This is a genomic window from Methylocystis sp. MJC1 (assembly GCF_026427715.1).
Taxonomy (GTDB): Bacteria; Pseudomonadota; Alphaproteobacteria; order Rhizobiales; family Beijerinckiaceae; genus Methylocystis.
The window spans coordinates 2,293,315-2,305,125 of the sequence record NZ_CP107558.1 but is presented as its reverse complement, the minus strand read 5'-3'; the positions used below and the strand labels follow the sequence as shown (position 1 = coordinate 2,305,125).

General features: G+C 64.7%; 11 protein-coding genes. 3 read left to right on the top strand and 8 right to left on the bottom strand.

What is annotated here, in order from left to right; all coding sequences use genetic code 11:
- Positions 1-24: 24 nt before the first annotated feature.
- Positions 25-741, bottom strand: a complete 717-nt coding sequence (locus OGR47_RS11270) for an AI-2E family transporter (protein ID WP_253948110.1) — start codon at positions 739-741, stop codon at positions 25-27.
- A 49-nt stretch (positions 742-790) separates the two neighbouring features.
- Between OGR47_RS11270 and tnpA the strand changes: the two genes are divergently transcribed.
- The 3 genes from tnpA to tnpC all read left to right on the top strand — a co-directional run bounded on the left by tnpA (position 791) and on the right by tnpC (position 3,174).
- Positions 791-1,216, top strand: coding sequence for an IS66-like element accessory protein TnpA (tnpA, locus tag OGR47_RS21875; RefSeq protein WP_371824408.1), 426 nt, complete (start codon positions 791-793; stop codon positions 1,214-1,216).
- Positions 1,213-1,569, top strand: coding sequence for an IS66 family insertion sequence element accessory protein TnpB (gene tnpB / locus OGR47_RS11260; RefSeq protein WP_165056354.1), 357 nt, complete (start codon positions 1,213-1,215; stop codon positions 1,567-1,569). The genes tnpA and tnpB overlap by 4 nt, the downstream gene beginning before the upstream one ends.
- 69 nt (positions 1,570-1,638) lie before the next feature.
- The gene (gene tnpC, locus OGR47_RS11255; protein ID WP_216697874.1) at positions 1,639-3,174 is read left to right on the top strand and encodes an IS66 family transposase; all 1,536 of its coding nucleotides are present in this window, start codon (positions 1,639-1,641) and stop codon (positions 3,172-3,174) included.
- Here tnpC and OGR47_RS11250 read toward each other — a convergent pair.
- The 7 genes from OGR47_RS11250 to OGR47_RS11220 all read right to left on the bottom strand — a co-directional run bounded on the left by OGR47_RS11250 (position 3,135) and on the right by OGR47_RS11220 (position 11,548).
- Complete coding sequence (locus tag OGR47_RS11250) at positions 3,135-3,581, bottom strand: hypothetical protein (protein ID WP_165049151.1); 447 nt, start codon at positions 3,579-3,581, stop codon at positions 3,135-3,137. The two genes, tnpC and OGR47_RS11250, sit on opposite strands and share 40 nt — an antisense overlap.
- Before the next feature lie 210 nt (positions 3,582-3,791).
- Positions 3,792-4,355: a hypothetical protein gene (locus OGR47_RS11245; RefSeq protein WP_165049147.1), complete on the bottom strand. Its 564-nt coding sequence runs from the start codon at positions 4,353-4,355 to the stop codon at positions 3,792-3,794.
- A gap of 71 nt (positions 4,356-4,426) precedes the next feature.
- Entirely contained in the window at positions 4,427-6,580 is a 2,154-nt protein-coding gene (gene pnp / locus OGR47_RS11240) for a polyribonucleotide nucleotidyltransferase (RefSeq protein ID WP_165049145.1), read from the bottom strand.
- Positions 6,581-6,825: 245 nt separating this feature from the next.
- Positions 6,826-7,095 carry a 30S ribosomal protein S15 gene (gene rpsO, locus OGR47_RS11235; RefSeq protein WP_165049143.1) on the bottom strand — a complete coding sequence of 90 codons (270 nt, stop codon included), beginning with the start codon at positions 7,093-7,095 and terminating at the stop codon, positions 6,826-6,828.
- 278 nt (positions 7,096-7,373) lie between these two features.
- Positions 7,374-9,149, bottom strand: coding sequence for a sodium:solute symporter (locus OGR47_RS11230; RefSeq protein WP_165049141.1), 1,776 nt, complete (start codon positions 9,147-9,149; stop codon positions 7,374-7,376).
- 296 nt (positions 9,150-9,445) lie between these two features.
- Entirely contained in the window at positions 9,446-10,102 is a 657-nt protein-coding gene (locus OGR47_RS11225; RefSeq protein WP_165049139.1) for a pyridoxamine 5'-phosphate oxidase family protein, read from the bottom strand.
- 75 nt (positions 10,103-10,177) lie between these two features.
- On the bottom strand, positions 10,178-11,548 hold the full coding sequence (locus OGR47_RS11220; protein WP_165049136.1) for a sensor domain-containing diguanylate cyclase: 1,371 nt from the start codon (positions 11,546-11,548) through the stop codon (positions 10,178-10,180).
- Between the last annotated feature and the right edge of the window lie 263 nt (positions 11,549-11,811).

Sequence of the window (11,811 nt, the reverse complement as noted above, 5' to 3'; positions counted from 1 at the left end):
AGAACCTAGCGTCAGAAGAGTGTATCACTTTTCCTGAAGCTCGGGATCGCTGCGACGGCGCCAGAACTCCAGCATGAGCGTCGTCATCGTGAAGGCGATCGGGCCGAGGATCAAACCATGGGCGCCGAAGAGTTGAAGGCCGCCGAGCATGGCGACGAAAGCGGGCGCCGTATGCAGCCGCAAGGTTTCGCCGACGAGCAAGGGGCGCACGACATTATCCGCCGTTGAGATGACCACGCCGCCCCAAAGCGCGAGCGTGATGGCGTCCGCCCAGCGATCTTCCAAAAAGAGATAAATCGTCGCCGGTATCCAGATGACGAAAGATCCGAGCACGGGAATGATCGAGATGACTCCCATCACCACGGCCCAGAGCGCGGGCGAGGGGAAGCCGAGCCACCAGAACATGAAGCCGCCGAGCGCGCCTTGCAGGGCCGCGACGGCAAGCGTGCCGAAGATCGTCGCATGAATGGTGTCGCGCACACGCACGATGAGCTTGCCTGTCTCTATGTTCGAGAAGGGCGAGAGATGCACGAGGGCGTCGAGCCCGGCGCGCCGGTCGCGTAGAAAGAAGAAGAGCAGATAGAAGGCGAGAACGAGAGTGATCGCCTGGCCGGTGGACTGCTTGAGCAGCGACGCGCCGATGTTGGTGAGGAATTCGCCGATCCGGGCGGCGATGGTCGGTGCATCGACGCGCTCGCCCAGCCATTTCAGCGTAAGCGCTGTTGCGGTCCCACCTTCCAACCGATGCTGAAAGCAGCGAGTCTGATCTCCTGATTTGGAGATAAGGCTTGTGTCCAGACTTGACCCTACGCTTGAGCCTAATGGCGGAGCGGTGCGCCGGATCGAAGTGATCACGGGCGGCGGCGAACGTCGTCGACGATGGTCGGTTGCGGAGAAGGCGCAAGCCGTCGAAGAGTCGCTTGCGCCTGGCGCGGTAGTTTCAGTTGTCGCGCGACGGCATGGGCTGGCGCCGCAGCAATTGTTTTCGTGGCGACGAAAGGCGCGACGGCAAGCGGAACTCGATGCTGTTTCATTTGCGCCGGTTGTTGTCGAGCGACGAGAGGAAGCGCCCGTCGCTCTGGGGTCGGAGAGCAGACCGGTTGCTCGCCCGCACGTGATTGAGCTCGCAATTGACGGTGCAAGCGTCTGGATCTGGCGTGACGCGCCCATGGGCATGGTCACGGCGATTATCGACGCCTTGAAGGCGAGTTCATGATCGGGCCGACAGGCGCGATCCGCGTCATGGTGGCGACGAAGCCCGTCGACTTCCGAAAGGGCGCCGAGGGCTTGGCTGCGCTGGTCCGAGAGACGATGCAGGCAGATCCTTTTGACGGCGCTGTTTATGTGTTCCGCGCGAAAAGGGCTGATCGCATCAAACTGGTGTTCTGGGACGGCACGGGCGTCTGTCTCTTTGCCAAGCGGCTGGAAGATGGCGAGTTCCGCTGGCCGAAGATCGAAGACGGGGTGATGCGGTTGTCCGCGGCGCAGTTTTCGGCGCTGCTGGAGGGGCTCGACTTTCGCCGCGTGCGCGCGGCGAAAGAGACGGCGGCGCCGACCTTGCCGGGATAAGCCGCGACACAGTGAATCAGGGCATCGAAGAACGTCGAAAGGCGGCGGAAAATATGGTCTTCTGCGACTATGGCGCAGGCGATCGAGACGCTTCCCGACGATCCAAACGAACTGAAGGCGATGCTGCTTGCCGAGCGGGCGCGCAACGAGCGTCTCGTTCAGATCATCAAGGAGATGCAGCGCCATCGCTTTGGACGGCGCGCCGAGACCCTTCCCGAAGACCAGATGCTGCTCGCGCTCGAAGAGGTCGAGCAGACGGAAGCGGGCGCCGCGGCGGAGGGGGAAGCCAAGTCCGCCGCCGAACGTGAAAAGGCGGCCAGAAAGCGCCGCACGAACCGTGGCGCGCTACCTGCCCATCTCCCGCGCATCGAAACCATCATCGACATCGAGGATAAAGCCTGTCCTTGCTGCAAGGGCGCGCTCCACCAGATCGGCGAAGATGTCTCTGAGCGGCTCGACGTCGTGCCAGCGCAGTTCCGCGTGCTGGTGACGCGTCGACCCAAATACGCTTGTCGCGCCTGCGAGGGCGCGGTCGTGCAGGCGCCGGCCCCGGCGCGGCTGATCGAAGGCGGCTTGCCGACGGAGGTGACAGTCGCACATGTGCTCGTTTCCAAATACGCCGATCATCTTCCGCTTTATCGCCAAGCACAGATCTACGCCCGGCAGGGGATCGCCCTCGACCGTTCGACGCTCGCCGACTGGGTTGGTCGCGCCGCCTGGCATTTGCGGCCCGTGCACGAGCGGCTTCTGGAACACATCAGATCGTCGACGAAAATCTTCGCTGACGAGACAAGGGCGCCGGTGCTCGACCCCGGGCGCGGGCGTACCAAGACTGGCCAACTTTGGGCTTATGCGCGTGACGACCGGCCATGGGGCGGCGCCGATCCGCCAATCGCAGTCTATGTCTATGCGCAAAACCGAAAGTCCGAGCAGCCGCTCACGCATCTTGCTGGCTTCACGGGCGTCGTGCAGGTCGACGGTTACGCCGGCTATCGCGCGCTGACGCAGAAGAACAGCGTGTCGCTCGCCTTCTGCTGGTCTCACGTCCGCCGGCGCTTCTACGAACTCGCCGCAGCAGGTCCCGCGCCGATCGCCAGCGAGGCTCTGGCGCGCATCGGCGAACTCTACGCCATCGAGAGCGACATCCGCGGCCAAAGCGCCGGCAAACGTCGGGACGCGCGGCAGGAGAAATCCCGCCCCATCCTCGACGCGCTCGAGCCATGGCTGCGTGAAAAACTCGCGCTGATCAGCCAGAAGACCAAGCTCGCCGAGGCGATCCGCTACGCGCTCTCGCGCTGGGACGGCCTGACACGCTTCATCGACGACGGGCGCATCGAGATCGACTCCAATGTCGTCGAACGTGCAATCCGTCCCATCGCCCTCAATCGGAAAAACGCTCTCTTCGCGGGTTCGGACGGAGGCGGCGAAAACTGGGCGATCGTCGCCTCGCTCATCGAGACCTGCAAGCTCAATGGCGTCGATCCGCTGGCCTACATCGCTGACGCTCTTTCTAAGATCGTCAACGGCCATCTCGCCAGTAAGCTCGACGAACTGATGCCTTGGGCCTATGCACAATCCGCCGCGGCCTTCAAAGAGGTGGCCTGAAAACAGCGGTTACATTTCAGCCAAGGATGCGCTTCGAGAAACGCGCCCCAATTTCCCTCTGAAACGGCCTTCTGGATGTAATTCACGCCGGCCAGCGCTTCGACGATGAGGCGTTGCGAGATGAACAGCAAGGGCGCGACGATGATGAGCGCGACGCTGGTGACGGAAAGCGCCGCCGCCGTATTGGGGCCGACATAAGATTCGAACCAGCGATGCGGGCGCACGAAGAGCACAGCCAGCACGAGCGCCCAAGTGAGGCTCGCAAAGTAAGGCTCGGCAATCAGCGCCGTGACGATCACGAAGAGGGCGGTGAAGCCCAATCGGACGATGAGAAAGACGTCGATTGGTTGGCCGCCCGTGGAGAGCTCCACGAGCTGTGCGTCTTCCACTTTTCCTCGATCCGCCATCGGCCCCTCCCAGAGTGTCGGGGTCTTTAGATAAGGCGTCTCTGGCGTGGGCAAACGCACGCTGCCTGTGCGCCTCCGAAAGCAATCAAATAGGTCTTGTCAGTTGTGGCGCCGCTTACGCCAAATGAATCACAAAGAACCAATCAAGCGGATTTCCCACGAGAGGAAAGAGATGCGCGCGCCGGCGTAGTCCGGCGCGCGCATTCGTTTTCAGAACACGCATTCCTTCGCCGGCGCGTCGTCCGACCAGTCCGCAAGTTTTTTCGCGGGCGTCTTCACCTCGATCGCCTTTCCATCGCGCTTGCCTTTTCCGCTGAGGAAATTGAGATCGCAGCTGTGGACGGCTTTGGGGTCGAGCGTGTCGTAGGATTCGCGCGTGAGGCCGGCGACCACGAAATCCTTGTTGCGATAGACGACCGTGAGCGTTTGGGTCCAGCGGTCCCGGCCGACGCCGGTGTTTTCCGATTTGATCAGCAGCGAGCCTTTTGCGCTCGTCTCGAGCGATGGGCGCGTGCCCCACATGCCGCCGCTCCAGGCCACGCTCTTCTTCACCGCCGCAGCCTTCATCGGCTTCGAGATGTCCCGCGCGGGTTCGAGATTGAGATAGAGATAAAGATCGGCGCCGGAGTCGCCGTTTTCGACCAGAACGGCGCGGTCCGTATTGCCTTCGACGAAAGAAAGCGTTTCGGAGTCGAGCACAGTGGAGAAATCGGGCTCCGCCTGCGCTGCTCCCGCAAGGAACATCGTCGCCGCTATCATCACCAGTCTACGCATTATTGCCCCCATCAAAGAAAAGCCGCCCGAAAATATCGGGCGGCTTGACGTTCAAAACTGTGCGCTAGCGCTCACTCGCCATTGGCGCCGGCGGCTTCCTTCTCGGCCTTTTCCTTGGCCTCGAGGTCTTCGCCCGTCTCCTGATCGACGACGCGCATGGAGAGGCGCACCTTGCCGCGATCGTCGAAGCCCAGGAGCTTCACCTTCACGCGGTCGCCTTCCTTCACGACGTCGGTCGTCTTCGCCACGCGCTGCTTGGAGAGCTGCGAGATATGGACGAGGCCGTCCTTGGCGCCGAAGAAGTTCACGAAAGCGCCGAAATCGGCGGTCTTCACGACCGTGCCTTCATAGATCATGCCGACTTCGGGGTCAGAAGCGATGGACTTGATCCAGTTGATGGCGGCCTTGATCGAATTGCCGTCGCTGGATGCGACCTTCACGGTGCCGTCGTCCTCGATGTTGATCTTGGCGCCGGTCTTCTCGACGATCTCGCGGATGACCTTGCCGCCCGAGCCGATCACGTCGCGGATCTTGTCGGTCGGAATCTTCAACGTCTCGATGCGCGGCGCGAATTCGCCGAGCTCGGCGCGGGAGGAGGTGATGGCTTTCGCCATCTCGCCGAGGATGTGCATGCGGCCTTCCTTGGCCTGGCCGAGGGCGACGCGCATGATCTCTTCGGTGATGCCGGCGATCTTGATGTCCATCTGCAGCGAGGTCACGCCATTGGACGTGCCCGCCACTTTGAAGTCCATATCGCCGAGGTGATCCTCGTCGCCGAGAATGTCGGAGAGCACGGCGAAGCGCTCGCCTTCCAGAATCAGGCCCATGGCGATGCCGGCCGTCGGCGCCTTGATCGGCACGCCGGCGTCCATCAGCGCGAGCGAGGTGCCGCAGACCGTCGCCATCGACGACGAGCCGTTGGACTCGGTGATCTCCGAGACGACGCGAAGCGTATAGGGGAATTCGGCCGCGGCCGGCAGCATCGGATGGATCGCGCGCCAGGCGAGCTTGCCATGGCCGATTTCGCGGCGGCCGGGCGAACCCATGCGGCCCGTTTCGCCGACGGAATAGGGGGGGAAGTTGTAATGGAGCAGGAAGCGCTCCTTATAGGTGCCCTCGAGCGAATCGACGAATTGCTCGTCTTCCGCCGTGCCGAGCGTGGAGACGACCAGCGCCTGCGTCTCGCCGCGGGTGAAGAGCGCCGAGCCATGGGCGCGCGGCAGAACGCCGACCTCGGCGACGATCGGGCGCACGGTCTTCACGTCGCGGCCGTCGATGCGGATGCCGGTGTCGAGGATATTCCAGCGGACGACCTTGGCCTGCAGCTCCTTGAAGACCTCGGCGACTTCTTCCTTGGTGAAGTTCGTCGCCTCGCCCTCGGGGAAGAGCTCCGCCATGACCTTCGCCTTCACCGAGTCGACCGCGGCGTAGCGGTGCTGCTTCACGGTGAGCTTGTAGGCCTCGCGCAGCTCGGCCTCGGCGATCCGTGAGACGAAAGCGGCGACTTCCGAACGGTCGGGGACGACCAAGTCGCGCGGGTCCTTCGCAGCGCGCTCGGCGAGCCGGATAATCGCGTCGATCACCGGCTGGAAGCCGCGGTGGCCGGTCATCACGGCCTCGAGCATCAGCTCTTCGGAAAGCTCCTTGGCTTCCGATTCGACCATCAGCACGGCGTCCTGCGTGCCAGCGACGACGAGATCGAGATCGGAGAGCTTCATCTCCTCGATCGTCGGATTGAGCTTGAGCTGGCCGTTGATATAGCCGACGCGCGCGCCGCCGACGGGCCCCATGAAGGGCACGCCCGAGAGCGTCAGCGCGGCGGAGGCCGCGACCATGGCGAGGATGTCGGGATCGTTTTCGAGGTCATGCGACAGCACGGTCACGATGACCTGGGTGTCGCAGCGGAAAGCGTCCGGGAAGAGCGGACGGATCGGGCGGTCGATGAGGCGGGAGATCAGCGTCTCACGCTCCGAGGGACGACCCTCGCGCTTGAAATAGCCGCCCGGAATGCGGCCGGCGGCGAAGGCCTTCTCCTGGTAATTGACGGTCAGCGGGAAGAAGTCCTGGCCCGGCTTCGGGGCCTTGGCGGCGACGATGGTCGCGAGCACAGTGGTCTCGCCCCAGCTCGCCAGAACGGCGCCGTCGGCCTGGCGGGCGATCTTGCCGGTCTCGAGGACGAGCTTGCGGCCGGCCCAGTCGAGTTCTTCGCGGTGGACTTGGAACATGCGTGGTCTTTCTCTGATGAAGCCGGCGCTTCGTCATGAGCAAGACGGCGAGAGGCTGCGGGTTGAAACCCACGCAGCGTCCGGCGATCCTGCCATGACGGGTTTGCGCCGGTTTGCTGGCGACGGCCCCATGCCGGCGCCCGATGGGCGGCGAGCCTTCAGGCTCGCAAATGTCAGCGAGCCTGAAGGCTCGCGGTCCCAAAAAGCGAAAGCGGCGCGGATGCGCCGCTTTCGCGAGGCTTAAATCAGCGGCGAATGCCGAGCCGCTCGATGAGGCTCTTGTAGCGGGGTTCGTCCCGCTTCTTGACGTAATCGAGGAGCTGGCGGCGCTGGGAAACGAGCTTCAGCAGGCCGCGACGCGAGTGATTGTCCTTCACATGCGTCTTGAAGTGCTCGGTGAGGTTGACGATGCGCTCCGTGAGGATCGCGACCTGAACCTCGGGCGAGCCCGTGTCGTCCACCTTGGTGGCGTATTCTTTGATGAGCGCCTGCTTGCGCTCGGCCGTGATCGACATCCGTCTTTCCTTTTTGTTGGAAGTATCCCGCAGGGAGAGGCCTTGGCCGGGATGTCGTCCAGCGAGGTCGATCCAAACGGCGCCGCCCGGCGAGGCCGGGCGTGCGTGGGCGTTATAACAGAAACGAATGGGAATGATAGAGGGCGGCAAGAAGCGGGCCAGCGACGCTCAACGCGCCGGAGCGCGGGCCCGTGTCATTCCAGACGCTCGCGCGAGCGAGGATCTGGAATCCAGGCTCCGTTAAGCGCTCGGAACGACAGCGCCTGGCTAAAAAGCCATCAAGCCCCCTTGTCCGGCGTGACGATCTGCCCGTCGCCGCGCAGCACGCGCCGCACGAAGGCGATCGCCGCCGGTTTTTCGTCGCGCGAGGCGAGGCCGGACATGACGCCCGCCGCAAGCCCCAGCGTCGCGCCGGCCAGCGCTGCGAGCGCATAGGCCTCGATCTTTCTGGCTGGTCCCTCGAGCAGCAAAGCGGCCGCCAATCCGGCGGCGCCGCCGAGCAGCGCCGCCAAAGCCTCGCGATCGCCGGCGCGATTCCAAAAGGCGAGCGCGAGGGAAGGGGCGACGCAAGCGGCGGAAATCCCGAGCGCCAGGCCAATCAACCCGCCGGGCGTCACGATTTGCGTTGCGCTCGCGACATAGCTTGCGGTGGCGACGGCGATGAGCGCGAGCCGCGTGATGGCGAGGCGGCGGCTGGTGAGATCGATCTCGCCGCGCAGCCGGTAGAGCGCGTCATGGCCGACGGCGGCGCCGCAGGCCTGAAGCCCGACGGCCGCCAGCGCCAGCCCCAAGCCGACGATCGCCGAGGTGAGAAGGCCCGAGGCGGCCGCGCCGAGATCGGCCGCGCCGGGAAGCGCGCCGAGGAGATAGTCGCCGTCGACCGGGCGCACATCGACAGGCCGGAGCGGCGTTCCGGGCGGAATCTTCTCCGCCGCGCAGGCGCGCTGGGCTTGCGAGGGCGTGCGGACCTTGGTCCCGCATATCTCGACGAGGCCGCGCCCGCTCGCGGAATAGATGGACTCAGGCAAGCGTTCGACCGTCTGGCCCGACACCTGGCTGGCGAGGCTCAGAGCCGATGTGGCGACGGCCGCGGCAAGGAGCAGCGCAAAGATCAGGCTCCAGGCGAAGGTCGCCACGCCCGAGGCGCGCGCCGACTCATTGTCTTCGGTCGTCACCGCGGGGGCAAGAATCGGCGCGAGCGCCAGAACGCCCATGGCTGTCGCGAGAGTGGCGCCGATCTCGACGCCGAGGCCGGCGGGCGCCGGCATGATCCGCCATTCGGAGAGCAGGGTCGCCGCTTCCGGCCAGCCGAAACCGCCCAGAAGGCCCACCGGCAATTCGCCGCGAAAGCCCAGAGCGGCGATGGGCCAGCCGAGGCCGAGCAAGGCGACGCCCGCCGCCGCCGCCGCCGCCCAGACGGCGCCGCCTAATCCCCCCGGGCCGGCGATGAAGAGCCCGGCGCCCGCAATTGTGAAGGCGGCGAAGGCGCGGCCGGCGCCGCTCAGATCGACGAGGGCGTCGACCGCCATCTGCCCGCCGGCGACGGCGAGCAAGCCAGAGGACAGCGCAACCGCCGCGACCAGCCCGAAACGCGGAGCGGCGGATGGAAACCGCGCGGCGAGAAGCCCGGATATCGAGAACACGCCGGTCTTGCGCAGCAGCGGCCCCAGAAAGAGCGCCGCACCGGCGAGGCCGAGAAAAGCGCCCGCGACGACGCCCACGCTCCAGGAACGGCCGGCGAGCCGCGTCGCAAAGGGCAGCAGCAGCGCGACGGCGATGGCGGCGTTGGCGAAGCCCGCGTAATTCGCCGGAACGGCGCGGCCGCCAGCGTAATAAAAGGAGACCCGCATCGAGTGGAGCAGGAATCCGAGCGCGGCGAGCGCCAGGACCGTGAACCAGGGCGGCGCCGCCGCCACGAAACGCTCCGGCGCGCCGACGCGGTCGAGCAGGGCCGTAAAGCCGTAGGCGAGCAGGAAGCTCGCGGAGACGAAGGCGATTCGCGAATCCAGGGTGGCGCGGTCGAATAAAACAGCTTCGCCGGGACGCTCTCGCATTTTTGGTCTCTCGCTCAAGGGGAGGGGAGAGTAGCGGAGGCCGGGTGAGGGGGGAAGGAGGAATGCCTTGCCGCGTGTTCGGCTTAAGCGTCCTCCGAAAAATAGCGACGTGCCGTCATTAGCCTCAAATACCTCCCCTTTACGGGGAGGTCGGCGGCCGAAGGCCGCCGGGTGGGGTTCGCGCCGCAACGGTAGCGATGGGGCTTTACCCCACCCGACCCCGCTTGCGCGGGGCCACCCTCCCCGTAAAGGGGAGGGATGGGCTCACGCCCGGCGTTTCGGCTGCCTGGAATCCCTCAGCCCTCGCCACGCTGAACCAACGCCCCATAGGCCTCGAAATCGATGACCCCACCCGCGGCGGCGACTTTCTCCCGGTCCTCGGGGCGCAGGGCTTCTTGCGCCACATCCAGCCGCTTCCAGCCGGGAAGCGGCGACTCGCCCCCCGCGTCGGGGAGATATTTCGAGTCGGCGAGTTTTTGATGCGGGTGGATATAGCGGGGGCAATTGACCCAGATCGACTCGACCGCGACGTCGACGGCGAATTGCGCGCCCGGGAAAGCGGCGGCTGCCTCCGTATCGCGCAGCAATTTGGCCTCGCCTTGCACGCGCAGGCGGTTGGGGGTCACGAAGTCGATGAAGAGCAGGCCGACCTTGCTGTTTTGGGCGATGTTGCCGGCGGAATAATACATGCCGTTGCCGTCGAACCAGGGAAACATCACCGACTTCGGCCCCGTGACGCGAACGAAGCCCGGCGCGCCGCCTTTGTAGGAGACGGTCGGCCGGCCGGCGGGGTCGATGCTCGCCAGAAAGAACATGTCGCGCGATTCAATGAAGCCGATCTCATGCGGGGCGAATTCGCCGTGCATCACGCCGCCTTCCATGAGGTCGGCCAGACGCCGCGAGTCGAAGGAGTCTTGCAATTCCCGATGGGCGGGGCCGTAGAAATTGGACATATGCTCTCTCTCTTCAAAGCCTTCGAAGAGAGTAACGGCGCGCGCGCGATCGTCAAACAGCCGGGCGGGGATTGCTCAGGCGGCGAGCGCGCATTTATTGCGGCCACCGTGCTTCGCCTCGTAGAGGGCTCTGTCGGCCCGCGAGATAAGGCGCTGATAATCGGGATGCCCGTCATAGGCGGCGACGCCGATGCTGACGGTGACCGAGAGCGAAACCGTCTGCGAAATCGCTATGGGCTCCGCCTCGACGGCTGCGCGGATCTTATCGGCGACGGCGACGGCGTCTTCGGCTGTCAGCTCCACGCAGAGGATCAGGAACTCCTCGCCGCCATGGCGGAAAACGAAATCGCCGCTTCTCACATTGTCGCTGAACACGCCCGCGACACGCTGCAGAACATGGTCGCCCGCCTCGTGGCCGTAAGTGTCGTTCACGCTTTTGAAGTGGTCGACGTCGAGCAGGAGCACGGCGAAGGGCTTGCCGGTGTTTCGGCTGATTTCGATCTCGCGGCACAGAACCGTCGACTCGAACCGCCGGCTCAGCAAATGCGTCAGCGCGTCGCGGCCGGATTCCAGGCTGACCTGGCGCTCGAAAAGCGTTTCGATGACCTCATGGATTCGCCGGGTCTCGCTCAGGACCGGATCGACGAGACGCCTGGCTCCTTCCGAACCGACGTAAGGGGCTTCCCCCGATCGCAAGAGCTCAAGATTGGCGTCGATCCGTTCTGTCGCCTGGGCGACCTCGCAAAACTCCCCGTCCAAGGGAAAAATCGAGCCGGCCTTGTGCCTCAGCCAGAGCCCGAAACCCGATTGCGAGATCAGCGGGAGAGCGGCGCCGGGCGCGCCGGCCATCAAGGCGTGCAGAAGTTCGTTTTCCCAGCTGAAAAGGGCGGCGCGCTGACGCTCCCGTTCAACGGCCATGTTTACGCTCGAGGCGTAATTGCGATAGGCTTCTTCCGTGCGTGCCTCGACCTCGCACGACGCCGTATATTGATGGGCGGCGATCTCGACGGCCATGTCGACCATTTCGATGGCGATTTTAGCAGCTTCGAGATGGTCGGTGTTGGCGGTGTTCCCGAGCAGCGCGCCGATGATCGTCTGCTTGAGCAGCCGCGTCCCGCGCATGACGAGCTCAAGGGGGACGCCAATGCGCGCGTGAACCGCGCCGAGGCGGCGCTGGGAGGCGATCAGCCGCGGGACCGCCGACGGCTCCCAGCTCACGAGAATATCGTCGATCCAGCGCCGCAGGCTTTCGGTCAGGCGCTCGACGATCCCTTCGCTGGACAGAAAGCCGCGCGCATCGGGGTCCTGCAGCATTTCCTCATAGAAGGTCGCCGCGAATTCGCGCGCATGACGTTCGGAAAGCCTCGCCAGCAATTGCTTCGCCGCCGGCGAAGCATCTTGCATCAGCTCGGCCCATCTCGCTTCGATCAGGCTTTCGGTCTTCATCGGCCGCCGCTTCAAAGGCGCGACCTTGGACGAGCCTTTTGAGAAAAGGCGATGGTCGCGCTCCCTTGCATGCAACCGGAAGATTAATTCCGAGCTAAGGCAAAGCCAAAAAGGCGAGTTTCCGGCTGCGGTCAGGGTTGGGCGCGGCACAGCTTGCTCACGCGGCAAAGCCCGCGACGCGAGGCGCCATCGACATGCGGCGCGCTTTGTCCGATAAGGCGGCGATGCTTGCAATTTCTAAACATATGAGACCGGGAGCCGCC

What these genes read in the sequence shown, in the direction of transcription:
- tnpB (WP_165056354.1), top strand. Translation starts at nt 1,213, where the DNA reads ATGATCGGGCCGACAGGCGCGATCCGCGTCATGGTGGCGACGAAGCCC.
- tnpC (WP_216697874.1), top strand. Translation starts at nt 1,639, where the DNA reads ATGGCGCAGGCGATCGAGACGCTTCCCGACGATCCAAACGAACTGAAG.
- OGR47_RS11250 (WP_165049151.1), bottom strand. Translation starts at nt 3,581, where the DNA reads ATGGCGGATCGAGGAAAAGTGGAAGACGCACAGCTCGTGGAGCTCTCC.
- OGR47_RS11245 (WP_165049147.1), bottom strand. Translation starts at nt 4,355, where the DNA reads ATGCGTAGACTGGTGATGATAGCGGCGACGATGTTCCTTGCGGGAGCA.
- pnp (WP_165049145.1), bottom strand. Translation starts at nt 6,580, where the DNA reads ATGTTCCAAGTCCACCGCGAAGAACTCGACTGGGCCGGCCGCAAGCTC.
- rpsO (WP_165049143.1), bottom strand. Translation starts at nt 7,095, where the DNA reads ATGTCGATCACGGCCGAGCGCAAGCAGGCGCTCATCAAAGAATACGCC.
- OGR47_RS11230 (WP_165049141.1), bottom strand. Translation starts at nt 9,149, where the DNA reads ATGCGAGAGCGTCCCGGCGAAGCTGTTTTATTCGACCGCGCCACCCTG.
- OGR47_RS11225 (WP_165049139.1), bottom strand. Translation starts at nt 10,102, where the DNA reads ATGTCCAATTTCTACGGCCCCGCCCATCGGGAATTGCAAGACTCCTTC.
- OGR47_RS11220 (WP_165049136.1), bottom strand. Translation starts at nt 11,548, where the DNA reads ATGAAGACCGAAAGCCTGATCGAAGCGAGATGGGCCGAGCTGATGCAA.